General features: G+C 38.8%; 19 protein-coding genes. 11 read left to right on the forward strand and 8 right to left on the reverse strand.

Annotated elements, in window-relative coordinates:
- Positions 1–195 precede the first annotated feature (195 nt).
- From RRV45_RS04850 to RRV45_RS04860, 3 genes are all read right to left on the reverse strand, one after another.
- Positions 196–1,071, reverse strand: coding sequence for an IS3 family transposase (locus RRV45_RS04850; RefSeq protein ID WP_315667633.1), 876 nt, complete (start codon positions 1,069–1,071; stop codon positions 196–198).
- The gene (locus tag RRV45_RS04855) at positions 1,068–1,391 is read right to left on the reverse strand and encodes a transposase (RefSeq protein WP_315667634.1); all 324 of its coding nucleotides are present in this window, start codon (positions 1,389–1,391) and stop codon (positions 1,068–1,070) included. The genes RRV45_RS04850 and RRV45_RS04855 overlap by 4 nt, the downstream gene beginning before the upstream one ends.
- Before the next feature lie 386 nt (positions 1,392–1,777).
- A complete protein-coding gene (locus tag RRV45_RS04860) occupies positions 1,778–2,275 on the reverse strand; it encodes a GNAT family N-acetyltransferase (protein ID WP_315667635.1) in 498 nt (165 codons plus the stop codon).
- Positions 2,276–2,873: 598 nt separating this feature from the next.
- Between RRV45_RS04860 and cls the strand changes: the two genes are divergently transcribed.
- From cls to RRV45_RS04885, 5 genes are all read left to right on the forward strand, one after another.
- Positions 2,874–4,385: a cardiolipin synthase gene (cls, locus tag RRV45_RS04865; RefSeq protein ID WP_315667636.1), complete on the forward strand. Its 1,512-nt coding sequence runs from the start codon at positions 2,874–2,876 to the stop codon at positions 4,383–4,385.
- A 536-nt stretch (positions 4,386–4,921) separates the two neighbouring features.
- A complete protein-coding gene (locus RRV45_RS04870) occupies positions 4,922–6,403 on the forward strand; it encodes an NCS2 family permease (protein WP_410489360.1) in 1,482 nt (493 codons plus the stop codon).
- Between the two features lie 218 nt (positions 6,404–6,621).
- Entirely contained in the window at positions 6,622–8,013 is a 1,392-nt protein-coding gene (locus RRV45_RS04875; protein WP_315667639.1) for a TldD/PmbA family protein, read from the forward strand.
- Positions 8,014–8,015: 2 nt separating this feature from the next.
- Positions 8,016–9,374 carry a TldD/PmbA family protein gene (locus RRV45_RS04880; protein ID WP_315667640.1) on the forward strand — a complete coding sequence of 453 codons (1,359 nt, stop codon included), beginning with the start codon at positions 8,016–8,018 and terminating at the stop codon, positions 9,372–9,374.
- Between the two features lie 81 nt (positions 9,375–9,455).
- Entirely contained in the window at positions 9,456–9,995 is a 540-nt protein-coding gene (locus RRV45_RS04885) for a GNAT family N-acetyltransferase (protein WP_315667641.1), read from the forward strand.
- Between the two features lie 43 nt (positions 9,996–10,038).
- On the opposite strand, the gene RRV45_RS04890 is transcribed toward RRV45_RS04885, so the two are convergent.
- Both RRV45_RS04890 and mscL read right to left on the reverse strand, forming a co-directional pair.
- Complete coding sequence (locus RRV45_RS04890; protein WP_315667642.1) at positions 10,039–10,680, reverse strand: Bax inhibitor-1/YccA family protein; 642 nt, start codon at positions 10,678–10,680, stop codon at positions 10,039–10,041.
- A gap of 67 nt (positions 10,681–10,747) precedes the next feature.
- A complete protein-coding gene (mscL, locus tag RRV45_RS04895; RefSeq protein WP_315667643.1) occupies positions 10,748–11,116 on the reverse strand; it encodes a large-conductance mechanosensitive channel protein MscL in 369 nt (122 codons plus the stop codon).
- Positions 11,117–11,331: 215 nt separating this feature from the next.
- On the opposite strand from mscL, the gene RRV45_RS04900 reads away from it, so the two are divergent.
- From RRV45_RS04900 to RRV45_RS04910, 3 genes are all read left to right on the forward strand, one after another.
- Complete coding sequence (locus RRV45_RS04900) at positions 11,332–11,625, forward strand: YhdT family protein (RefSeq protein WP_315667644.1); 294 nt, start codon at positions 11,332–11,334, stop codon at positions 11,623–11,625.
- Positions 11,622–13,067 carry a sodium/pantothenate symporter gene (gene panF / locus RRV45_RS04905; protein WP_315667645.1) on the forward strand — a complete coding sequence of 482 codons (1,446 nt, stop codon included), beginning with the start codon at positions 11,622–11,624 and terminating at the stop codon, positions 13,065–13,067. The genes RRV45_RS04900 and panF overlap by 4 nt, the downstream gene beginning before the upstream one ends.
- Positions 13,068–13,257: 190 nt before the next feature.
- Positions 13,258–14,412, forward strand: coding sequence for a hypothetical protein (locus RRV45_RS04910; RefSeq protein ID WP_315667646.1), 1,155 nt, complete (start codon positions 13,258–13,260; stop codon positions 14,410–14,412).
- A gap of 235 nt (positions 14,413–14,647) precedes the next feature.
- Here RRV45_RS04910 and RRV45_RS04915 read toward each other — a convergent pair whose 3' ends face one another.
- The 3 genes from RRV45_RS04915 to RRV45_RS04925 all read right to left on the reverse strand — a co-directional run bounded on the left by RRV45_RS04915 (position 14,648) and on the right by RRV45_RS04925 (position 19,105).
- Positions 14,648–15,880, reverse strand: coding sequence for an aminopeptidase (locus RRV45_RS04915; protein WP_315667647.1), 1,233 nt, complete (start codon positions 15,878–15,880; stop codon positions 14,648–14,650).
- Between the two features lie 105 nt (positions 15,881–15,985).
- The gene (locus RRV45_RS04920) at positions 15,986–17,266 is read right to left on the reverse strand and encodes an MDR family MFS transporter (protein WP_315667648.1); all 1,281 of its coding nucleotides are present in this window, start codon (positions 17,264–17,266) and stop codon (positions 15,986–15,988) included.
- Between the two features lie 129 nt (positions 17,267–17,395).
- Positions 17,396–19,105, reverse strand: a complete 1,710-nt coding sequence (locus RRV45_RS04925; protein WP_315667650.1) for a sigma-54 interaction domain-containing protein — start codon at positions 19,103–19,105, stop codon at positions 17,396–17,398.
- Positions 19,106–19,476: 371 nt separating this feature from the next.
- Between RRV45_RS04925 and hutU the strand changes: the two genes are divergently transcribed.
- From hutU to RRV45_RS04940, 3 genes are all read left to right on the forward strand, one after another.
- Positions 19,477–21,198, forward strand: coding sequence for a urocanate hydratase (gene hutU / locus RRV45_RS04930; RefSeq protein WP_315667651.1), 1,722 nt, complete (start codon positions 19,477–19,479; stop codon positions 21,196–21,198).
- A 495-nt stretch (positions 21,199–21,693) separates the two neighbouring features.
- Positions 21,694–22,857: an ABC transporter substrate-binding protein gene (locus tag RRV45_RS04935; protein ID WP_315667652.1), complete on the forward strand. Its 1,164-nt coding sequence runs from the start codon at positions 21,694–21,696 to the stop codon at positions 22,855–22,857.
- Positions 22,858–22,938: 81 nt separating this feature from the next.
- The gene (locus RRV45_RS04940) at positions 22,939–23,820 is read left to right on the forward strand and encodes a branched-chain amino acid ABC transporter permease (RefSeq protein WP_315667653.1); all 882 of its coding nucleotides are present in this window, start codon (positions 22,939–22,941) and stop codon (positions 23,818–23,820) included.
- The last annotated feature ends 11 nt before the right edge of the window (positions 23,821–23,831 follow it).

Below are 23,831 nucleotides of genomic sequence, written 5' to 3' on the forward strand. Positions count from 1 at the left end.
CTAGACGGACACTATGGAGCTCTGTCAAGAAAGTGGACACCTAAATATCGAAATTTATTGTGCTAGGCTTGTCTTAAATTATTCAAATTATAGATGATTCCGTGGAAGCGTCAAGCCCAAACCGCTTGACCCATCCACGGAATCATCTGGCTAGTCGCTAGTTTAAGACAAGCCACCAAACTGCCTATCACCAACTTATGCAGAAATCCTCTCATAATACTTTTGCGCATATTCGACTGGAGATAAATATCCTATAGATCCGTGTATTCTTTTCCGATTGTAAAAAAACTCAATGTACCGAAAGATTTCGGTATATGCCTGCTTTTTAGTCTGGAATCGGCGACCTTGTATCAATTCTTTTTTTAGAAGGCTAAAAAATGATTCCGCACAGGCGTTATCATAACAATTTCCCGTGCGACTCATGCTTGCTTCCATACCGTATTCCTGGAGTTTTTCCCGATAGTCTTTTGAGGCATACTGAGTTCCACGATCCGAATGATGAAGCAATCCTTCGTCTGGCTTTTTTGCTTGATAAGCGTCATTCAATGCGTCTAATACCAATTGAGTTTCCATATGTCCGTAAAGCCGCCAACCAACAATTTCACGGGTAAACAAATCAAGAATACTAGCTAAATATAAACGCCCTTCCCCACAGGGAATATAGGTAATATCAGCTACCCACACCTTGTTTGGTGCCGAAGTAGTAAAGTTTTGATTCAATTTATTAGGTGCAACAGGATAATCATGATTTGAGTTCGTTGTAATTACCTTGAATTTCTTAGAAACACATGAACGCAGTCCTAATTCCTGCATGTACTTACTAACTGTACGTTCAGTAATTGTGTAACCTTCTTTCTGCAATTGTTTTGTAATTTTTGGGCTGCCATACACATTTTCCGAATCATAATAATGAAAGACAATGCGATCTTTAATCTTTTTTCTAAGCAATTCTTGTTGGCTGGGCTCACGATTTCTCCACTTAAAATAACCGCTCCTAGACACATTTAATGCTTTACACATCTTCATCACTGAAAAGTCAGAGCGATTGTTTTCAATGAATTCATACTTCATGGCTTTGGTCTGCTGAAGATGTGCACCGCCTTTTTTACAATAGCTAATTCTTCTTGAGTTTCAGCTAATTTTTTATCTTTAGCTTTTAGTTCACGTTCTTTTTCTCGTAATTGTTTTTCTAACGTTCTTATACGATCTTCAATTGCGACAGGTTCATTTTCAAACTCACGATATTTTGTCATCCAATCATGGAGACAACTTAGTGGAACCTTTAACTCATCAGCAATATCTCTCATTGATTTCTTTTGCTGTTGCTCTTGTGCAAACCTAACTGTTTCTCGTTTAAATTCTTCACTATATCTTTGACGATGTTCACCCATGGAAACCCTCCTAATTATTATCATCATAACCAATTATGATGTTCGTTAAGGAGATGTCCACTTTTTATTCTAGTTGCACTAGGTTCGTTATTACAAAAAAACACGAGGAAAATACAGCTTTTTTACAAAATAGCGGTACCTAAGTCCGTAAGCATAAGAAATTAACCCATTTTATCATAAATAACGGCACTGGTGTCCGCCAATCATAGATGGGCTAGATAACCAATTTTTAAAATAATGTTAATGATGTAGGGGACCAGGACAATAGCAGAAAAGAAAAGAATATCAATGAGAAGGAGGGCAGCTGCGCAAGGCTGCCTATATTATCTCAATTTTGTTAAAAGTAGTTTCTCAAATTTTAGCCAGAGCTTGTTAGTGAATATAAATTACAGATATAAAACCATATGCTCCTCATCAAAATATAGATCTCCAATTTTTAATGCCCTTTTGTCCCTTCCAAATGTTTCAAAACCAAAGGAATGGTACAGTTTCTTGGCAGCCTCGTTTGTTGCCTCGACAGTTAAGTATATTTGTTCGATTTCGTTTAACTCTTTTGCTTTTTCGATTGCTGCAGATATTAATTGTTTTCCAATGCCCATTTTGCGTTTTTCAGGAGAAACATACATTGCAAAAATATTAGCTCGATGATTTAGCTTCATTTTGGATTCTATAAACAATGTCACCGAACCGATTAAAGCATCGCCTTCAAACGCGCCGAAGGTAAAGGAATCCCCTGATTGAAATCTTTCTCCATAAACCACAGAAGGACGGTCTTTCTCTTCTTCGTAGCTGGACGCAAAGGCGGATGGATGATTTTTTAAAGCAATTAATCTTAAATATTGATAAGCTTCAGCATCGCTGGGGTTTAATAGTCTTATATTCATTGTCTCACCTCATAGTTTCTATAGAACAAGTTAGGGAAAAAATTAATTTGTACAGAAAAATGAGCTTGGTTAACGTTCCAAGTACTTTACTATTTTGTTATTTCCAACTTCACGCAGGTGGGATAATTCCAGAAATAAGTAGAATAAACAATACTAAACCGATAGAAAGAAAAATCACAGAGGAAGTAAATATTGGACCTCTTTTAAAAACAAACGGCTCTCTCTTTTGAATGAGTCCAGTTTGGGCACTTAAATGACTGTCGATAAATCGCGTGGCGGTACCTCCACTGCTTGAGAACCAAAATGAAATAACTGAAAAGGCAGCACCAGTGAAAAACATTACCTCAATAAAACGAACAGAAAACTTTGATGCGACAAAATATGTTATAGCAACTTCTATAACAAAAGTTATAAGCAAAATAATTAAATTTTTCGTACGAATACCTTTCTCCTCCTCTATTTAAAAAATCCCGTTGTATATTTTTCTATATATATTTAGTGTACAACACCCATGAAGTTTTTCCATATTAAATTTGGGTATATAGGAAATAATAGGCATACGAGTTTAACCACTTTATCAGTCATGGAGAACGATTAGATGAGAAAGCGCCGGTTTGAGTTTTTAATTGCACTTGTTTTAATTTTTTCCTTTTATATCATCCTTTTCGGCCGTTACGGTTTGGAAGTCAAAGCAGTAATTTCACTGTTATATATATCTGCACTCTCGATTAGTATCTATTCCTTAATGCTGGAGAATCGATCTCCACAGCATACCCTTTTATGGGTATATGTTTTAATTTTTTTTCCTGTTTTAGGATATTTGTTTTATTTATTTTCTGGGCAGCTTTATTTAAAGGGGTCTCTTTTTAAAAGCAAGCGAAAACGGGATCGAGATGAGTGGAAGAAACTCTTGCAGCAGGAGTCTGCACCGGATTTTTCCTTTTTGCAGGATACACAGCATTCGTTTTTAAAATATGCCAGTAATGCTTCTCCCACTCCTATTAGTACAGCCTCACGAGCATTTATCTTAAAAGATGGGGAAGATACCTTTTCCGAAATTAAGAAAAGGCTAAGAGAAGCAGAAGTTTTTATTCACATGGAATATTATATTTACCGTTCTGATCGTCTTGGCAAGGAAATTATCCAGATACTTATTGAAAAGGCGAGAAAAAATGTAGAGGTTTTGTTTATGGTCGATGCAGTCGGAAGCAGAAAAATGGATGCAGAAGACATACAGGCTATGCAGAAGGCCGGGATAAAAGTACAATCATTTTCCCCATTAAAGTACGGCTTTTTCAACCAAAAAATAAATTTTCGCAATCACCGTAAGATCATTGTGATCGATGGCAAGGTTGGCTTTGTTGGCGGATTGAATGTTGGGGTGGAGTATCTTGGCGAGGATCGAACGATCGGATTCTGGCGTGATACTCATATGCTGCTTAAAGGAGAGGCTGTTTATTCCCTTCACACCGTCTTTTTGCTCGATTGGGAATATGTCAGCGGGGAAAAGCTTCTCGGGAAATATACATCGAATAAATTAAAAATAGAAGAGGATGTCCTTGATGGTGCCGTCCAAATTGTAGCGAGCGGTCCCGACACTCAGCAGGCGCTGATGAGTGATTTTTATTTTTCCATGATTTCCTCAGCTACTAAGTCGATCTGGATAGCCAGTCCTTACTTTGTACCCGATGAGGCCATTCGAACCGCATTAAGGGTTGCTGCTGGAAAAGGAATAGAAGTTCGAATCATGGTTCCGGAAATTAATGATGGTTTTCTAACGCAATATGCAAGCAGATCCTATTTCCCTGAGCTGCTTCGTTATGGAGCAGAAATCTATTCTTATAGGAAAGGATTTTTGCACCAGAAAATTATAATCATTGATGGGAACTTGGCATCGCTTGGAACGGCGAATATGGACATGCGCAGTTTTCACTTGAATTTTGAAGTCAATGTATTCCTGTATGGAACAAGCTCCATCCGTGATCTCGTTGCCCATTACGAAGAAGATATGGAATATAGCGAAAAAATCAGCCCTGTTCAATATTTCAAAAGAGGTTTTGTGGAAAGATCGAAGGAGTCATTTGCAAGGCTGTTCTCAGGGGTCTTATAATCCAGTAAGCCAAACAATCACCATGCTTCTATATGATAAAAAAAGGAAATGTCAAGAATAAAACAAAAAAATAACATAATTTTTGAATATTTAGAAGAAACTAAAAATATATTGACTATGACGAACCATAGGTATAATATATAAGTTGAATGCAGACGAATCGAAAAAAAACAAACAAATAAATGTAAGCGTTTCATTTATAAGAATCTTGGGGATAGGCTCGTTTCTACGGGTATGTCTTCCAACCGTATTAAAACCGGTCGCTTGAATTCTATTGATTGGAATTAGAGAAGCCGCAGACTTAAAGGCGTGTTTTTACATGTCTTAAATCTGCGGTTTTTTTGATATGTATGTAAATGGTGTAGTGAAGAATTTCTTTGGATCAGGCTGTGTAGAATGTCATAAGGGGGTGTTTTTACTTATAAAAATGGAAGTACAAGGGGTTTAGAAAAGATGACTAAAAATTAAAAAGAAGCTGGAGGTGCATTTTGTTGAACAAGTCAGCTGTGTATTATCCCTGGTTTAAAAGGGAAGATATGGACGGATTTTTCGCCTTGTTTCAAAACAACCTCGCGGATTTTGTCATCATTGCAGTCAGCATGCTGGGGATGGGTTTTCCTAAGGAGATCGTTTTTGGAAAGGTGATACCTGGTGCAGCCATTGCAGTCCTAGTTGGAAATCTGTATTATGCTTATACGGCAAACCGACTTGCGAAAAAGGAAGGGCGTGCGGATGTTACGGCATTGGCATACGGTATAAGCACTCCTGTTATGTTTGTTTTTCTATTTGGAGTTCTTCTTCCCGCAAAGACTATAGTCGGTGATCCGGAACTCGCGTGGAAAATAGCTGTAGGTGCATGTTTGGTCAGTGGATTAATAGAAATCCTGGTCAGTTTTATTGGAAGGTGGATTCATAAGCATATTCCAAGAGCTGCCATGCTGGGAGCTTTGGCTGGAATCGCTCTAGCTTTCATTGCAGGAGAAATGCTATTTAAAACTCTGGAAATCCCGGTAGTGGGTTTAGTTGTTTTAGCGATTATTATTGTCGGAATTATTGGTAAAATAGCTATGCCATTTAATATCCCGGCCTCCCTGTTCGCCATCATTATTGGAACAATCATCGCTTATTCAATGGGACAATCCAGTTTTGCGCAGATTACCGAGGGGCTTGGAGATTTAGGTTTTTATCCATTCATTCCAACACTTGCAGCTTTTGATGGAACTGTGCTGCTGTTTACTACCCTGACCGCAATATTGGCTGTCGTCATTCCCATTACTATTTACAATGCGGTAGAAACAATGAATAATGTCGAAGCTGTCGCAACTTTGGGTGATAAATATGATGTAAAAGAGTGTATGGCTGTCGATGGAGTGGGTACAGTTCTGGGAACATTTTTTGGCGGGGCGTTCCCGACAACTGTCTATATGGCCTCAGTAGGGTCCAAGTGGATGGGAGCAGGCCGAGGTTACAGTATACTGAATGGAATTGTCTATGTTTTCGCCGCTATGTTCGGACTGATCGCCGCGATTTCCAGCATCATTCCTGTTTCCGCGATTGCACCAATTATGGTATTTGTCGGGATTTCGATGATTGCAACGGCATTCCAATCCAATCAGGCAAAGTACTTCATGGCCGTATCCATTGCCATGCTGCCATATTTCGCGAACTACATCATGACCCGTTTTAATAATGCAGCGGGGGAAGTCGTAGAAGGCATTTCATCGGCTATTGTTCCCTTGGGGCAGGGAGCGATGTTCTCGGGTATCATCTTAGGGGCAATCACTGTCTATGTCATTGATCATAACTTTAAGAAGGCTGCCATATTTTCAATGGTCGGATTCCTGTTCTCATTCTTTGGAATCATGCACGCTCCAAAACTAGCATTTAATGCTGCGCCTGCCTATGAAATCGGCTATCTTCTCATGGCGGTCTACTTTATTTATTATGCCTATAAGGGAGTCAGAGTCCTTGCTGAACCGGAGATTGACGAGCCGATTATTAAAGAGAAAAGCGGGTAATGCAAACAATAGACAAATAGTAAAAAAGAATAAAAACTTTACAAAGATCCTGTTTTTCGGGATCTTATTTTTATGTATAAAACTAGAGGATATTATCAATCAAATCAAAGCAGACCACGAAGAAATCGAAACCCACAATAGTAGTAAAAATAGGAAAAAACTAGTATGATATAATTGTTTGATGGTTTAGAATAATCTGACCAAAGAGGGGGAGTTTCATGCTTTCAACAGCTGTCATTGAGGAAGTACTTGCCGCTGCGCTTGCAACCGGCGGTGATTTCTCTGAAGTGTTTGTTGAGGACCGGTATACAAACAATCTGACACTTCAGAGCGGCAAAATTGAAAATAGTTTGTCTGGCAGGGATTTTGGGATAGGCATCCGGGTTTTCAAAGGATTACAAAGTGTCTATACGTATACAACGGATGCTTCAAAGGAAGGATTGTTAAAAGCAGCAAGAAATGCAGCTCACGCCATTTCCGGAGATAAGATTATCCAGCCGCAGCCTCTCGTTAAAGAAATTATTACGTGTGCCCATCCGATTACAATAAATCCGAAAGATACCGAAAAAAGCCGCAAAGCGGACGTGATGAAAAAGGCGTATGAGATCGCAAAAAACTACCACTCTACTATACAGCAGGTTCTGATTCGTTATTTGGATGAAGAGCAAAATGTGCTGATTGCAAATAGCGAAGGGAAATTTGTTGAGGATAAGAGAGTGAGAAGCAGATTGGCGATCCAATCCATTGCCTCTGACGGCAGTCAAATGCAGCCTGGCTTCTACGGACCGGGTGCCCATAAGGGGTTTGAGTTTTTCGAGAATTTAAATCTTGAGCATTATGCGGGAGAGGCCTCGCGAATCGCTGTGACAATGCTAGGTGCTGAACCATGTCCAAGCGGGAAATTCCCGGTCATTATTGATAATGAATTTGGCGGGGTTATTTTTCATGAGGCTTGCGGACATGGGCTCGAAGCAACCTCTGTGGCAAAAAATAACTCAGTTTTTGCGAATCGGATAGGTGAAAAAGTGGCGTCAGATGTCGTTACATATATTGATGACGGCACACTCGAGAATGAGTGGGGATCCATTACAATCGATGATGAGGGTGAGAAGGCTCGTAAAAATGTACTCATAGAAAATGGGATATTAAAAGGTTACTTGATTGATAAATTTAACGGTCGAAGAATGGGGATGCCTTCAACAGGTTCCGGCAGAAGACAATCATACCGTTTTGCTCCGACTTCTAGAATGACAAATACTTATATTGCAGAAGGCGAATCCACTCCAGAAGAAATTATCGCCAATACGGAGCATGGAATTTATGCTAAATATATGGGTGGCGGATCAGTTAATCCGGCAACCGGGGACTATAACTTTGCGGTAATGGAAGCTTATTATGTAAAAAATGGTAAGCTGGGTAAACCGTTAAAAGGAGCTACCCTAATTGGGAACGGTGCTGAAACATTAAAGCTTGTCGATATGGTAGGCAATAATTTAGCTCATGGTGAGGGAATGTGCGGCTCCTTAAGTGGAAGCATTCCAGTCAATGTTGGCCAGCCGATGATTCGTGTTAGTGAAATGACGGTTGGCGGCAGTAAGGAGGCTGAATAAGGATGATGGTCCAGGATTTTAAGCAGAAGCTTTTTTCACTTGCGGAGCAGCATGGCTTTTCTGATATGGAGCTTTATTATGAAAAAGAGGAGAAATTCAGCTGCAGTTTGTTTAAAGGCGAGCTAGATTCCTATGAAAGCTCTGAAATAGCTGGGGTCTCTTTTCGGGGTATATGTGATGGAAAAACAGGCAGTGCGTTCACTGAAAAGCTTGATGAGGAATCCTTGTTATTTTTGGTAGAAAGCGCCAAGGAAAATGCTCTAGTTTCTGAGGAAGAAACAATGGATGAGATGTTTGCTGGAAGTGACTCTTACTATGATGGAAGCTTTTATTCAAATGAGCTGGAGAAAGTGTCCATTCCAGAAAAAGTAGAACTATTAAAGACAATCGAAAAGCATATTTATGCTTATGATGAAAGAGTCACAGGGACGAATTATTTTATGCTGGAAAGCGCAGATTCAGAGAGAACCATCATAAATAGCAAGGGGCTCGCACTTAAGGAAAGGCTTAACCATATCGGTATGTTTATTTCTGTTGTTGTGAAGCAGGGGGATGAAATAAAAACAGGGTTATATATAAACGTGACAAGGGATTTCTCCTCTTTAGATCCTGAAGAGATTGCCAAGCAAGCTGTTGAAGAGGCTCTTTCACAGTTAAATGCACAAACAGTGCCCAGCAAACGCTATCCGGTAATATTACGAAATACCGCAGCAGGAAGTCTCCTGCAAACTTTTTCGCCGGTTTTTTCTGCCGAAAACGCACAAAAGGGCCAGTCTCTTTTAAAAGAAAAGGTTGGAGAATCCATTGCTGTTCCGGCATTACAAATTGTAGATGATCCGTTTCTGGAAAACGGACTGTTCAGTAAAACCTTCGACAGTGAAGGAGTGGCAACAGCTAAAAAGGAAATTGTCAAAGATGGAAGACTTGTTACACTTCTTCACAATCGAAAAACAGCAGAGAAAGCAAATGTTGAGTCAACGGGGAATGCTTATAAATCTTCCTATAAAGGAACTTTAGCTGTTTCACCAACAAATTTCTATATTACCCCAGGCCAAACGAGTTTGGAAGGGCTGACTTCATCGATAAAGGAAGGCATCATCATAACCGATTTGGAAGGGCTGCATTCTGGTGCAGATTCGGTTTCCGGTAATTTTTCTTTAGCCGCCAAAGGCTATTATGTAAAGGATGGTGAGATTCAGTTCGCCGTCAAGCAAATGACAATTGCGGGAAATTTCTATGAGCTATTAAACAGCATTGAGCAAATTGGCTCAGATCTTGACTTTTCATTTTCTTTTGTCGCTCCAGGCTATATCGGTTCACCATCCCTATTAATAAAGGAACTGGCTGTAACAGTGGAATAGATGGAAGGGCATATCACATTTGCTTGTGGTATGCCTGTCTTTATATATTCATTTCAATCTTAAATAAAGGTGTGTGCAGAAATGGAAATACTGGACGGAAAACGAGTGATCCTACGCTCGCTAACCCTTGATGATGCTGAAAAAGTTGAAGAATACGCAAGTGACTATGAGATATCGAAAACAACCTTAAATATTCCGCATCCGTATCCAAAGGGCTCTGCTAGAGATTTTATCAGGAGTGTTTTAGAGGCGCAAAAAGAGGGAAGAAACTTCAACTTTGCGATTATCTGCAAGGAGAATCGAAGTTTTATAGGCCTTATTGGGCTTCGACCTGTAACGGAGCATAAAAGGGGAGAAGTTGGCTATTGGATTGGTAAGCCCTTCTGGGGAAATGGATATGGAACCGAAGCGGCAAAGCTGATCATCAAATACGGCTTTGAAGTATTAAACCTGAATCGTATTTATGCAGCGGCTTTTACAAGTAACCCTGGTTCGTGGAGGATTATGGAAAAGTGTGGGATGAAGCATGAAGGAATTTTCCGCAATCATGTATGTAAAGATGGCAAGCCATTGGATTTAACGTATTACGGAATTTTAAAAGAGGAATATAAGGTCGAATAAATGCAAATCCCTCCTTCAATGCGAAAGGAGGGATTTGCATTTATTAGTCTCTGCTTCCAAGAATACCGAAAATACGAAGAATATTAATGAATAAGTTAATAAAATCAAGATATAAGTTAAGAGCCATTAAAGGCACTTCTTCTGCCGTTACACCATATCTCTTCATACGATTAAAGTCAAAGAGAACATATCCGCTAAATACAAGCACTCCAATAAAGGAGAAAGCTAGCATTCCCGTAGAGCTAAGCGGCCAGAAAATATGAAAGATTGAAATGGCTATCAGTGCAAACAGAGCAGCCATCAGCATGCCGCCCAGGAAGGTCAGATCACGCTTTGTTGTTGAAGCATAAATCGCTAAGCCTGTAAAAACGGTAGTCGTTGTGGCTAATGCTAGCAATACTGGGTTCGGACCGATTATCGCAAGATAGTGAGAAATAATTGGATAAGTCGTCATTCCCGAAATAAATGTAAAGGAGAAAAGGAAAGAATACGACATAGCCTTTCTTCGGCGTATAATAAATGCAAATAATAGCATTCCTATTTCAAGAATAATGAGCGGCAAAAACATAGCCGGCGGAACGAAAACCCCTGCCATTGTGCCAATAAAGGCAATTCCTAGTGAAATCGCAAATGTTCTTAAAACGGCGGGTAAATACCTATGGTTTGCGGTTTGTTGCATATACATTCTGCTTCACCCCAAAAAAATTTTCTATATAATTATACGTTAGTCCTTTAAAAGAGTTTCAAAAATTTTATTTTTCCTTTAATAAATCTCTGATTTCTGCCAAAAGAACCTCCTTCTTATCGACTGCTGGCTTCGATTCTTCCTGCTTTTTAAAGCGTTTGTTTATGATCCTGACAAAAATAAAAATCGAAAACGCAACGATAAGAAAATCTAGAATCGTCTGAGCAAACGCGCCAATCTTTATTTCAGCTGTCCCAACTGTAATAACGAGCAGCTTTGTTAAATCAACCCCGCCAACTAGCAGCCCTACTAGCGGCATAATTATATCTTCTACGAGGGAGGAAACAATTTTTCCAAAAGCAGCCCCAATGATCACTCCGACTGCGAGATCTAGCACATTTCCTTTTAGCGCAAATTTTTTAAATTCATTTATCATAGTTTGAAAAAACACCTTTCTCTTACAAAATTAACGTCTATTATACTATGTTATATAGATGAATTTCCAGTTAACAAAGACTTATGTAATTTGCAACATTTGTTGTGTGGGAGGTTCCTTCAACTATATAATATAGAAAAGCAGAGGAATTCTGCTTTTTTTATTGAAGTTATATATTGGACTTTTAAAGAGGAAAAAATATTAAGGAGAACAAAATGGAAAAAAGAAGCCATAAAGTAGATCCACGGTTTAAAATTGCTGAAAAAGAAGCATGGATCGGAATTGGACTTGTTCTATTTAACTTTATCTGGTGGTTTGGCTTTGCATATGGAATGGGCTCAGCTCCTGTGGAAAAATACGAATACATATGGGGTCTGCCAGCCTGGTTTTTCTACAGCTGTGTAGCTGGGTTTATCATCATGGTCATGCTTGTAATTGTTGCTGTTAAGTTTTTCTTTAAAGATGTCTCCTTTGATGAAGAGACGGAAGGGGGGACCTCTGCGAAATGAGCTGGCAAGTAGTCGCTCCGTTAATTATTTTTCTTGTTCTTATTTTTATTATAGGATTTTGGGCAAGCAGGCAGATGAATGAATCCAACTCCTTTCTGCAGGAATATTTTCTTGGGGGAAGGGAGCTTGGCGGATTTATTTTGGCGATGACGATGATGGCGACCTATGGAAGTGCAAGCAGCTTCATCGGTGGTCCGGGAGTTGCCTATACACAGGGGCTTGGATGGGTGCTGCTCGCTATGTCTCAAGTAGTGACCGGCTATTTTGTCCTCATGGTTCTAGGGAAGAAATTTGCCATCACAGCGAGAAGATATCAAGCAGTTACTTTGATTGACTTTTTAAAGGAGCGTTATCAAAGCAAGTGGGTTGTCCTCCTATCAGCCTTTAGTATCATCGTGTTTCTTTTTTCTGCAATGGCGGCACAATGGGTTGGCGGGGCTAGACTGATAGAATCGCTGACAGGGCTAAGCTATCTTTCAGCTTTATTTATTTTTGCGATTTCTGTCATGGTTTATGTCATTATTGGCGGCTTTCGGGCAGTAGCTCTAACAGATGCTGTACAAGGAGCTATCATGTTTATTGGGACGCTAATATTACTGATTGCTGTCATTATTGCTGGCGGCGGAATTCCAAACATAATTAAGGATCTCGCAGCGGAAAATCCGAATTTAATTAGTCCATACGGTTTCGATAGGGGGTTAACCCCGCTTTATGTATCGTCATTTTGGATATTAGTTGGAGTTGGAGTGGTTGGGCTGCCGCAAGTAACGGTACGTGCCATGTCATATAAAAATTCGAAAGCAATGCACCGGGCTATCATTATAGGGACAGTTGTTGTTGGATTTATTATGCTCGGCATGCATTTAATCGGTGTGTTTGCCCGGCCAATTCTTCCGGGGATTGAAATTGGCGATAAGGTAATGCCGCTTATCGCGCTTGAAGTGCTGCCTCCGTGGCTTGCTGGAGTAGTATTGGCTGCACCAATGGCTGCCATCATGTCAACGGTTGATTCCTTATTGCTGCTTGTAAGCTCTGCTGTCGTGAAAGATGTATATTTGAACTATATTAGACCAGATGCTAGAGAAGGCACCATTAAGAAAATGAGCTTTGGGGTGACCGCGATTTTAGGTATACTTGTCTTTCTAATGGCCCTGAGTCCGCCTGATCTTATCATTTGGCTCAACTTATTTTCATTCGGCGGTTTAGAAGCAGCCTTTATTTGGCCAGTAGTTCTAGGATTATATTGGGAAAGAGGCAATAAATTTGGAGCCATTTCATCAATGGCTATAGGGATTGGATCTTACATTATAATCCATATGTATTTTCCAAATCCTTTTGGTATGCACACGGTTGTCATGCCGATTGTATTATCATTGATAGCGTTTATTACAGTTAGTTTACTTACTGGAAGAAGAGAAGCGAACGTAATAAATAGCTATTAAACGAATGGCAAGAGCAGTAGCCTTTATTAGGGTTATTGCTCTTTTTATATTTATAGTTTTTCGAAAAATGGGTATATTGGGAGATTTGTAGAATGGCGGGCTATTTGTTACACTCTTAACATACAATAAATTTTTGTCATGTTTGTAATGATAATATAATAAAAATTGTTTTAGCTAATAGGGAGTTTTTATGAAAAATAATATATATATCCTTTTTTTAATCATGTTATCAGGAACGTTAGCCGCATGCTCTAATGAAACAAATGCATCCAATGATACTCAAAAGACACAAATCAAATCTTCTGCTGCACAATTGGCTGTTGATAAGATGGAGACTAAGGACACAGCTTGGCTAGAGGAAAAAGCACTTTACAAGTTTGAAGCGACAGAAGGGTCAATCGATTATGCGGTATATCTTTATGCTGAGGATGAGCAAAATGTAATGAAAGAGGAGAGCGGTTCAGTTGGAAAAAATCAATTATTTACTGGAACGTATTTCTTTTATTTAGCAGATAAAGCTTCATCAGTCGCATTTAAACAGGCAGCCCTAGTCAATGGGGGGACCCCTTTCAAATTTAATCCTTCCTTAAACCAGGCCTATTCTTTAAAGTTAGGGAAAACTACGGTTTTTGCTGTACATCATTCAAGTGAGCAAGGGAATTATAAGCCATTAATGTATGCAATAAATGATGGAGAGATTGTGAAAATTTCCTCTGAAGAAGGACTAGATGAAATTACCGGAACGGAAATAAAAACGATTAATCAAAAATATTTGCAAACTGCACATCTGCAGGAAAATAAAGTTTGGAAGTTTAGTACATGGGAGTTTAATGGAGAAGCATTGGAGATCACCAAAAAAGATGAATCTACATTTGACGCAACGTCTAGAAATGTAAGTGAGCACTGGTATAAACGGTGGAGCGAAAAGAAAGAGTTATACTATCCCTTCCATAATATAGAACTTAGCCATGATATGGTCGAAAAGGCGAAGCAAGGAATCCCTTTAGGAAGTCCGTATCCAATCGGAACGAATATTGCTAACATTAAGAAATCCGAGCCGAATTTTATGGAGGAAGGGTTAACGGAAGGTACTCCTTATTTGATGTACCCAGAAATAACCTATTATTATGAGCAAGCAACTGGAACGGTAACAGCCGTTTCCTTCCCCGGTGAGCGGGTGAAAACAACAATGGATGAGATTAAGAAATTACTTGGAAATCCGGAGCAAGAGGAGATCAATGCGGATAAAGAGATTCTCGCTGTCTATAATGCAGATAAATATGTTGTAAAGGTTTTATCTAGTGAGGATGGGAAAGTGAAAACCATTTATTTATCGAAAAAGTAAACATAGTAAAGGCTGCCGACAAAGTCGACAGCCTTTCAACTGTTATTGTCTAGCTTCAGCGCCTAGCCCCTCGAGGTCATAAGCCAATCCGTCAAGAAGGTTAAAGAACAACCTTCCTGCCGGCTTGTTTTATGCTTGTCGGACTTGCACAGGATGTGCTGACATCGGCGTTCGCCACAGGACGTGGCGGTTTTTAGTCGATGTTCATCTGATCAAGGCGCTTCCGCTTTTCTTATTAAAATGCCCAATCCCCATTGCGGAAGACAGGCTCTGTTTTTCCGTCTACTGTAATGCCATCAATGTCCATTTCAGCAGATCCAATCATGAAGTCCACATGAGTAAGACTTTCATTTAGGCCATGTTCCTTTAACTCATCACTTGACATCTGCTTTCCGCCTTCTAAACAGAATGAATAGGCACTGCCGATTGCAAGATGGTTTGATGCGTTTTCATCGAATAATGTATTATAGAAAAGCAGATTAGATTGGGAAATTGGCGAATTAAAAGGAACAAGCGCCACTTCACCAAGATAATGTGATCCTTCATCTGTATCGACAAGCTGTTTAAGAATTTCTTCACCTTTCTCTGCCTTAACATCAACAATTCGGCCATTTTCAAAGGTTAATGTAAATTGATCGATAATATTTCCGCCATAGCTTAATGGCTTTGTACTTGATACTGTTCCATTCACACCAGTTTTATGAGGGACAGTAAACACCTCTTCGGTTGGCATATTGGCCATGAATTCATGACCTTTTTCATTGATGCTGCCTGCACCACACCAAAGATGCTTTTCAGGAAGCTCGATCGTTAAATCAGTTCCAGGTGCTTTATAGTGCAGCTTTTTATAACGTTTACTGTTTAAATAATCTACTTTCTCGTGCAGCGTTTCATCGTGCTGCTTCCAAGCTTCAACTGGATTTTCTACATCCGTACGTGTAGCTTTAAAAATCGCATCCCATAATAATTGTACTCTAGAATCTGCAGGTGCGTCAGGGAAAACCATATCGGCCCATGCTGGGGATGGAGCGGCAATGACAGTCCAGCTGACTTTATCCGCCATCATCATTTTTCTGAAGTTAGAAAGCGCTTTCCCTGCAGCTTTTTGAAAATTACCGATTCTCTCGGATTTAACACCCTTTAGTAAGTCCGGGCTTGCGGAAACGATCGACATGAAGGCAGCACCGTTCTTTGCCAATTCTTCAGATTCTTTCGCACGCCATTCAGGATATTCATTGAAAGCCTCATCAGGTGCGAGTTCATATTTCGTACGAGATACAAGATCATCGTTCCAATTCACAACTACATTATAAGCACCTGACTCATACGCTTTTTTCACAATAAGACGAACTAAATCAGCTGAATCAAGGGTTGTATTAATGACAAGAGTTTGCCCTTGTTGAATATTAATTCCAACCTTTACCGCAAGCTCTGCATATTTCTCTAAATTTGTTTGAAAATCATTCATTAAGTATTCTCCTTTACCAAAAACTTCTTTTTAATTGTAACTTTTTTGATGTAAAAAAGATACTTTGAAGAAATATTAATTCTCCCAGACGCACAAAAAGGAATCCTAGACAGATCCCTTTTTGCTAACTACAGTATTTGGTTTCTCAGAAATAGCAAACATGAGCCAGTAAAGCACGGCACTTAAAACCGCAAGGCCAGCCAAAATTATAAACGTCCAGTCATACCCAATCCATACAGTCAAAGGAATGGAGATGGGGGCAATTGTTTTGCCGAATGTAAACCGCAGGCTTGCTGCCGCAAAATATTGGCCGCGCATATGCTCAGGAGCGATTTTTGAAACAAAGCTTTGCTGAATGCCCACTGTCATTAGCTCACCAAATGTGAAGAGTGCCATAGCGATAATTAATCCCCAAATCCAATTTGTTTGTCCAAACATGAAAATGGCTGCTGCATACGTAAGGGAGGAAATAACAAATACATTTCTTTCCTTATATTTAATCATGATTTTCGTAACAGCTACTGTGAATAAGGCAACAAGGAAGCCGTTTTCAGATAAAAGAATGCCAAAAGCTTGTTCACCACTGACCGAAAAAGCCCAATCACCGAATTTCAATAATGGCTGATTGTGTACAAACTCGCTCGTATAAATCGGAATTAATAAATCCAGCTGCATAAATGTTTGTGCCGCCAATACACCCGCAATGATAAAAAGGAGGAAGGTTTTATCCTTAAAAATAATCCCGTAGTCCTTCATCTGGTGGATTAAAAAGGAATACCATTTATCATTCTCATTAACTAGTTGGGACTGCTGAGGCACAGTTTCTCTTGTCATTTTTGCTAAAATCACAGCTAAAATAATACAGATGATGCCCGCAATTAATAGAAGCTCGAAACGGTATTTCGTGTAAAAAATGGCGCCCAACACAGGCCCAATAACAACCGCGATATTAATCGATGTATAGAAGATCGCAAATACATGACTGCGATGCTTTTCCTCGACAACATCTGCGACCATTGCCTGACTTGCCGGCCAATAAAACGAACTGAATACGCCAACAAAGGCGAAACAAATAAATCCAAGCCATGGTGAATTGAGCCATGGAGAATCTGCGAGCGCAAAGACTAGAAAGCTAAGACCCTGTCCGAAGGCTGATAAAACCATCATCGTTTTTCGTCCAAAACGATCCGCACAATAGCCTCCCATTAAATTCGCTAAAACGGAAAATACTTGAGAAAAAATAAGCAGCAGTCCCGCTTTATCCTTCCCAAATTCACCTGCAAAATAAATCGTCAAAAAAGGGAAGAACATCCAAAAAGTGATGTTGATTGCCGCTTCTCCAAATAATCGTACTTTTAGATTCGAATCCCAATCTCTAATCTTCATATTAAATCCTCTTTTTCCCTTAAAATAGCTATGTAATACTACCATTTTTTAGAAGGGAATACAAGATTTTAAAAGAAACAGAGAAGGCACTTACTGCAATGATATCGCAAATGGCAAGATTTTTACCCTTTAGCTGGGCTTTTCAATCCCGTATTTTTTTATGTGATATTGAAGACTTTGACGGGTAATCCCAAGTTTTCTGGCTGCTTTTGATATATTCCAATCCGTTTGCTCTAGTGTTGTTAGAATAAAGTGTTCTTTTGAATTGGCAAAAATTGATTTTATTGGCTTCTTCTCTAATTCTTTCATTTCACTCGATTTATTTTTTGTTTGGGAAAATATTTTTCTTCTAATATAGGTTGGCAGATGATCTACTTCAATGACTCGATCTGTTTCGTTCACTCTAATAATGATGTTCTCGATTAAATGCTCAAGCTCCCTCGTATTTCCTGGCCAATAGTATTGGAGAAGAGTAGTTTGTAACGATTTAGATAGATTTGGCACTTCTTTATTAAACTTGTCTTGATAAGATTCTAAGAAATATTCTATAAAGAAATGAATATCCTCTGTCCTCTCTCTTAATGGAGGAATGAAAAGACTCGTGCGTGCAATTCGATAAAATAAATCAAGACGCATTTTACCTTCAGAAATAAGCCTTTCCGGGTCTTCGTTTGAAGCACTAATCACAGTGCATTGCACGGGTGTTACATCGTTTGATCCTACTCGTCTGACTAACCGTTCCTGTAAAACACGCATAAGCTTAGATTGCAATGTCATTGGCATAGAGTTGATTTCATCTAGAAATAAAGTGCCATCCTTTGCGTGTTCAAAGAGACCAATTTGATTGGTCGCTCCAGTAAAAGCTCCTTTCACTGTGCCAAAAAGGGTGCTTTCTAAAAGGTTTTCAGGTATGGCTGCACAATTAATAGCGATAAATGGGCTGTTAGCTCTTGGGCTGTGATTATGGATGCTTTGGGCAAACAGCTCCTTCCCTGTTCCTGTTTCTCCAACAATTAACACATCGGTGTTATGAATCGCAATGTTTTGTGCCTCTTTTATTAAATTTTTTAATGCGAGGCTATTTCCTTTAATATTTTCAAACGTATAAGTAGTGCCATTTTTTGATTCAGCCCCGCTTTTTTCAGAACTAGTAATTTTTCGTTTCTGTTCAATAGTCTGATAAAGCATATCTTTGAGTCTAGTTTCATTTGTACTAATGGAATAAACGGCAATTGTTTCTCCATCCTTTTGGATAGGAAATGTGCTGTAATTCACATATTTTGGCACTCCATTAACAGTTGAATGAGCTCTATATCTTGAAAAAATAGGCTTTCCAGTCTTGAAGGTATGTTTATGCTCGGAATTTTGCGGATTGTAATTATAAACAGACCACAAGTGCTGGCCTATAATCTCATTCCTATTCAGCCCTTCCATTTTCTCCTGAGCAAGATTGTATAAAACAATTTCGCCCTTTTGATTGCTCATCATAATCCCTTCACCTAATGATTCGATAATTTTTTCCAAGCAATATAATCTCATTTTTGGATTCTTTAATAAGTCAGAAATATCCTCAAAGCAAAGAATAATATAAGGATGATTGGCAGAAAACACCTTAACCTCAACAGAAAATTTTCTCTGATTGAGTGTAACCGAAAAAGATTCATTATCCATAAATCGTACATGCTCGCAGGGGATAAAATTAGAAATATGAGTGCCTTCAGTAAATTCAAACGAAATAATTTCGCTTAGGTCTTGCCAAAGTATCTCGTAATTTTCATTTAAGATTATTACGCCATCCGCCTGACCTTTCATTAGTGAACCAAGTGATGCTGCAATCAAATCTTCTCCTCCTGACTTAATAAACTTACAACAGTTAATTTCGAATATAACATTAATTATAAATTTTTTAAATAGTCTGCATGCAGTATTTATCTGCATCGATATAAATTAACCTAGAATGCACTTGATTGTGTGCAAATCTAGGTCTAAATAAAAAGGCGCAAAATCTATCTGCGGATCCTTCTAAAAAGTTATTTGAAAAGCTCGACATTCCAATTAGAAAAAAAGATTTTAATAAATAAAAAACTTGATAGTTTCGGCTTTTTTGTATGAACAATCAGGAAATTTCCATTACTCGTTTTCATTTGGCACACTCCTTGCATTGTCTAATAATGAGTGTCAGCAATTATTAAATCTAGGAGGAATTATACATGTCAAAACCAGAAATCCTATATTCCGTTAAAGCACAAAGAGGACCAGAGCTACGCTGTAAAGGGTGGAGACAAGAATCTATTCTAAGAATGCTAGAAAATAATATGGAAAATGCCGAAAAGCCTGAAGAACTAGTGATCTATGGCGGAATCGGTAAAGCTGCTCGTAACTGGGAATCTTACCATGCGATTGTTAAATCTTTAAAAGAGCTTGAAGATGATGAAACGCTAGTTGTGCAATCTGGGATGCCTGTTGCGGTATTTAAAACACATAAATATGCTCCAACAGTTGTCATGGCAACGACTAACATCATGAAGGCTGACTGGCCAACATTCTATGATCTACAAGATAAAAACTTAACAATGTATGCAAACTATACAGCAGCACCTTGGGAGTATATTGGTACACAGGGTGTTATCCAAGGTACATTTGAAACATTATCGGCAATTGCTCGACTTCATTACAATGATTCACTTGTTGGAAAAATCCTATTAACAGCTGGAGCTGGCGGAATGGGCGGAAACCAGACAAGAGCGATGACGATGCATGGCGGAGTAGCGATTCTATGTGACTCAAACGTTGAAATTATTAATCGCCGTATTGAAAAGAAATTTATCGATGTATTAGCAGATTCATTGGATGATGCGATTGCGATGGCGAAGGAAGCAGCTGCTGAAGGCAAACCACTTGGTATCGCAGTAGTTGGAAATGCAGCGGATATTTTTGAAGAGGTTCTTGAAAAAGGCTGGTTGCCAGACATTACAACTTCTATGACACCAGGACATGACCCAATTTCCTACTTGCCGGCTGGCTACACAGTGGAAGAAGCAGAAAAGCTTCGTGACACTGATCGCACTCTATATTTAGAAAAAGCACGTGAAACGATGATTCGTGAACTGAAAGCGCTAATCAAATTTATGGATCTTGGTGTTCATTCATTTGAATACGGTACAAGCCATCGTAAAGAGTGTATCGATGCCGGATTTGATGAGAAGGAAGCGAAGCGTCTCCCTGGTTTCGTAGCTGAATACCTTCGTCCATTATTCTGTGAAGGCCGTGGACCTTTCCGTTGGATCTGTCTATCAGGTGAAGCAGATGACTTACGTAAAATTGATGAAATGATTTTAGAGGAGTTTGCTGATGACTATCTAGTCACTCGCTGGATCAAGTTAGCGATGAAGCATATTCCGATTGAAGCCTTACCAGCACGTATTTGCTATATGGGCTTCGGTCAGCGTAAGAAGTTTGCTTTAAAAGTAAATGACATGATTCGCAAAGGTGAACTTGCAGGACCAGTTGCCTTCTCACGTGACAACTTAGACTCTGGTTCCATCGTGAATCCAACATTTGAATCTGAAAATATGAAGGACGGATCTGATTTAATTTCTGACTGGCCTGTATTGAACGGTCTATTGAATGCAGTTGGCATGTGTGACCTAATTGCGCTTCAAGCAAACTATTCAATGGGTGAGGCTGTTCACACTGGAGTAACGATGATTGCAGACGGTACAGCTGAATCTGATATGAGACTTGAAGTAGCAATGACAGTGGACTCCGGAATTGGAGTTGTCCGTCACGCACAAGCTGGCTATGAAATCGCCCAAGATGTTGCGAACGGAAAAGGAAAGTTAACGAAGGAAAGCATCCAAATCCCATTATGGTGGTCGCCAAAGGCAACATTTGGACCGAAGGATTTAGAAAAAGAAGAAGTAAAAGCATAGTCATATTTAGGTTCCCCTACAACACTTGTCTTAACGTAAACAGTCTGCTTTTCCCTTGGATGGAGGAGCGGGCTGTTTTTTCGATGGAAAAACTTATTGTTTTTTATTAGCTTCAGTCGATAGCAGAATTTATCTGCGTTTAGATAATGGCCTCTTATTTTAGGGGGATACTTGATATTAACAGTGTTTGCTTATTTGTTAGCAAAATTAAGTTAACCATTTACAGTATAACCACAAAAACCCGCCAAACCTATCTGCATAATATGAATGCTTCTAAATTGAATGGATTATCAATAAAAGTACTTTCTTATATTAAAAGAGCAAAAATCATCTGCGTTATTACGTGTCATATTTTTATAAAAGGGGGAACAATTCGTTCTGCATATGACTAGAACACCCGCATAAATCGGAATTTTCTGAATAATAGGTCATTCTGGCATAATTTTTGCAAAGATTTTAATTGATAACTAAAAAAATGATCCGGGGTGAGATTGCATGAAAAAGATGCTTTATCTATTATTATTAGTTTTTTCTTTGATTTTAACAGCTTGTAGTGCAGAAAATTCAGATGGAAAGGAAGCCTCTAAAGATTCAAAAAAGAACAGCCAAGATGCGATTAAAATTGGTTGGTTTGGACCGTTGACAGGGCCTACATCTACTGACGGGCAAATAAGTTTAAATGCTTCACAACTGGCCGTAGATCAAATTAATGAAAATGGTGGAATTAATGGACAAAAGGTAGCACTAATTTCTGTTGACGACCAAGGCAAGCCGCAAGAAGCCGCAAAAGGAGTTCAAAAATTAATAAATAGTGATAAGGTAGTTGCCGTTATAAGCGGAGCCTACTCAGGTCCAACTTTAGCAGCGGCTTCCCTAGTTCAAAAAGAAGGCGTACCAATGATTGTTTCATATGCGAAGCACCCAGAAGCTACAAAGGGAGGGGACTATGTTTCTAGAATGATCTACACCTCTGATGTACAAGCAAAAGCTCTTGCGGATTATGCCGTAAATGAAGAGAAATTAAAAACCTTTGCTATTGTATATATGAATATTGATTATGGTAAGGAAAGCCAGGTTGCTCTAGAGAAAGAAATAAGTGAGTTAGGTGGTAATGTTTTAGTAAGTAAATCATTTAATATGGGTGATACTGATTTTAATTCAGCTTTATCAGCTGTGAAGGAAAAAAAACCTGATGCTATATTTGTTGTAGCCTACTACAATGAGGGTGCTTCCATCGTAAGCCAAGCAAAACAAATGGGTCTAGAATCTAGAATAATCGGCATTGATGGTTTGGATGCACCAAAATTTCTCGAATTAGCTGGGGATCATGCTGAAGGAACTGTCATAACTACCTCATTCTATACGGCAGATGAGAGAGAAATAGTTCAAAAATTTGTTAAAGCCTATAAGGAAAAATTCAATACCGAATTAAGTATTACAGCTTCCCAGAGCTATGATGCGGTTTTAGCGATAAAGGATGCAATTGAACGTTCAAGTACTGATAGAGGGGACATAGCTAAGGCAATTAATTCAACTAAAGATTTAGAAGGCACCTCCGGAAATATTACAATTGATGAAAATCATGAAGTCGTTAAGCCAATCGTATTCATGAAAGTTGAAAATGGAGAATTTAACTACCTGCATTCAAAAACATATTAAATATATAAGTGGAAATAAAAGGGATTCAATATAATATTGTATCCCTTGTTTTCCTTTTTAACTGTAAAGGGGTGGGATGACTTGATAGTTGAACAGTTAATTAATGGAATAGCATTAGGTTTCGTATATGTACTAATAGCACTTGGGCTAACAATGGTATATGGAGTATTAAAAGTTTTGCACTTTGCCCACGGTGTTATATATATGGTTGGAGCCTTCTCGGCAATGGTAGGAATATTATATCTAAATCTTTCTTTTATACCATCTTTGATATTTGCCTTAGTAATTTCTGGCCTGGTTGGTGTAGGGATTGAAAAGTATGCTTATAGACCTCTAAAAGATGTCCATCCAATCACGGTTCTTATAAGTGGTGTAGGAATAGCTATATTACTTCAAAATCTATTTCAAATTATTTTTACATCTGATTCTCATGCCTTCCCAAAAACGAATATTGGGGTACACAGTATTGATATTTTGGGGATTGCATCATTAACTAATATTAAACTTTATATGATCATAATTGGTCTTATTGTTTTAGCTGTGCTTTACCTGTTCTTGAATTTCACCAAAATAGGTATAGCTATTAAAGCAGTTTCTCAGGATCGGAAGGCAGCTGCATTAATGGGTATAAATGTTAATAGAATTGTCATGGTTACTTTTCTGCTTGGTTCTATGCTAGCCGCTTTAGCTGGCATTATAACTGCGTTAAATTATAATACACTATCACCTGCTATGGGGGATATTCCCGGATTAAAAGCTTTCTGTGTTGTTGTACTAGGTGGTTTAGGTTCAATTCCCGGAACAGTCTTAGGTGGATTGATATTGGGAATAGCAGAGGCATTAAGTACAGGATATTTAGAGGGCATGCCTATTGATACGAATGCCATCGCTTTTATACTGCTAGTTGTTATTTTACTAATAAAACCTTCAGGAATATTCGGAAAGAATATAGAAAAAGTGTAGGTGATATCATT

This window comes from Bacillus sp. DTU_2020_1000418_1_SI_GHA_SEK_038, assembly GCF_032341175.1.
Taxonomy (GTDB): domain Bacteria; phylum Bacillota; class Bacilli; order Bacillales; family Cytobacillaceae; genus Cytobacillus.

What these genes read in the sequence shown, in the direction of transcription:
- panF (WP_315667645.1), top strand. Translation starts at nt 11,622, where the DNA reads ATGAGCTGGCAAGTAGTCGCTCCGTTAATTATTTTTCTTGTTCTTATT.
- RRV45_RS04935 (WP_315667652.1), top strand. Translation starts at nt 21,694, where the DNA reads ATGAAAAAGATGCTTTATCTATTATTATTAGTTTTTTCTTTGATTTTA.
- RRV45_RS04915 (WP_315667647.1), bottom strand. Translation starts at nt 15,880, where the DNA reads ATGAATGATTTTCAAACAAATTTAGAGAAATATGCAGAGCTTGCGGTA.
- RRV45_RS04880 (WP_315667640.1), top strand. Translation starts at nt 8,016, where the DNA reads ATGATGGTCCAGGATTTTAAGCAGAAGCTTTTTTCACTTGCGGAGCAG.
- hutU (WP_315667651.1), top strand. Translation starts at nt 19,477, where the DNA reads ATGTCAAAACCAGAAATCCTATATTCCGTTAAAGCACAAAGAGGACCA.
- cls (WP_315667636.1), top strand. Translation starts at nt 2,874, where the DNA reads ATGAGAAAGCGCCGGTTTGAGTTTTTAATTGCACTTGTTTTAATTTTT.
- RRV45_RS04890 (WP_315667642.1), bottom strand. Translation starts at nt 10,680, where the DNA reads ATGTATATGCAACAAACCGCAAACCATAGGTATTTACCCGCCGTTTTA.
- RRV45_RS04875 (WP_315667639.1), top strand. Translation starts at nt 6,622, where the DNA reads ATGCTTTCAACAGCTGTCATTGAGGAAGTACTTGCCGCTGCGCTTGCA.
- RRV45_RS04910 (WP_315667646.1), top strand. Translation starts at nt 13,258, where the DNA reads ATGAAAAATAATATATATATCCTTTTTTTAATCATGTTATCAGGAACG.
- RRV45_RS04850 (WP_315667633.1), bottom strand. Translation starts at nt 1,071, where the DNA reads ATGAAGTATGAATTCATTGAAAACAATCGCTCTGACTTTTCAGTGATG.
- RRV45_RS04885 (WP_315667641.1), top strand. Translation starts at nt 9,456, where the DNA reads ATGGAAATACTGGACGGAAAACGAGTGATCCTACGCTCGCTAACCCTT.
- RRV45_RS04860 (WP_315667635.1), bottom strand. Translation starts at nt 2,275, where the DNA reads ATGAATATAAGACTATTAAACCCCAGCGATGCTGAAGCTTATCAATAT.
- mscL (WP_315667643.1), bottom strand. Translation starts at nt 11,116, where the DNA reads ATGATAAATGAATTTAAAAAATTTGCGCTAAAAGGAAATGTGCTAGAT.
- RRV45_RS04900 (WP_315667644.1), top strand. Translation starts at nt 11,332, where the DNA reads ATGGAAAAAAGAAGCCATAAAGTAGATCCACGGTTTAAAATTGCTGAA.
- RRV45_RS04870 (WP_410489360.1), top strand. Translation starts at nt 4,922, where the DNA reads ATGGACGGATTTTTCGCCTTGTTTCAAAACAACCTCGCGGATTTTGTC.
- RRV45_RS04855 (WP_315667634.1), bottom strand. Translation starts at nt 1,391, where the DNA reads ATGGGTGAACATCGTCAAAGATATAGTGAAGAATTTAAACGAGAAACA.
- RRV45_RS04920 (WP_315667648.1), bottom strand. Translation starts at nt 17,266, where the DNA reads ATGAAGATTAGAGATTGGGATTCGAATCTAAAAGTACGATTATTTGGA.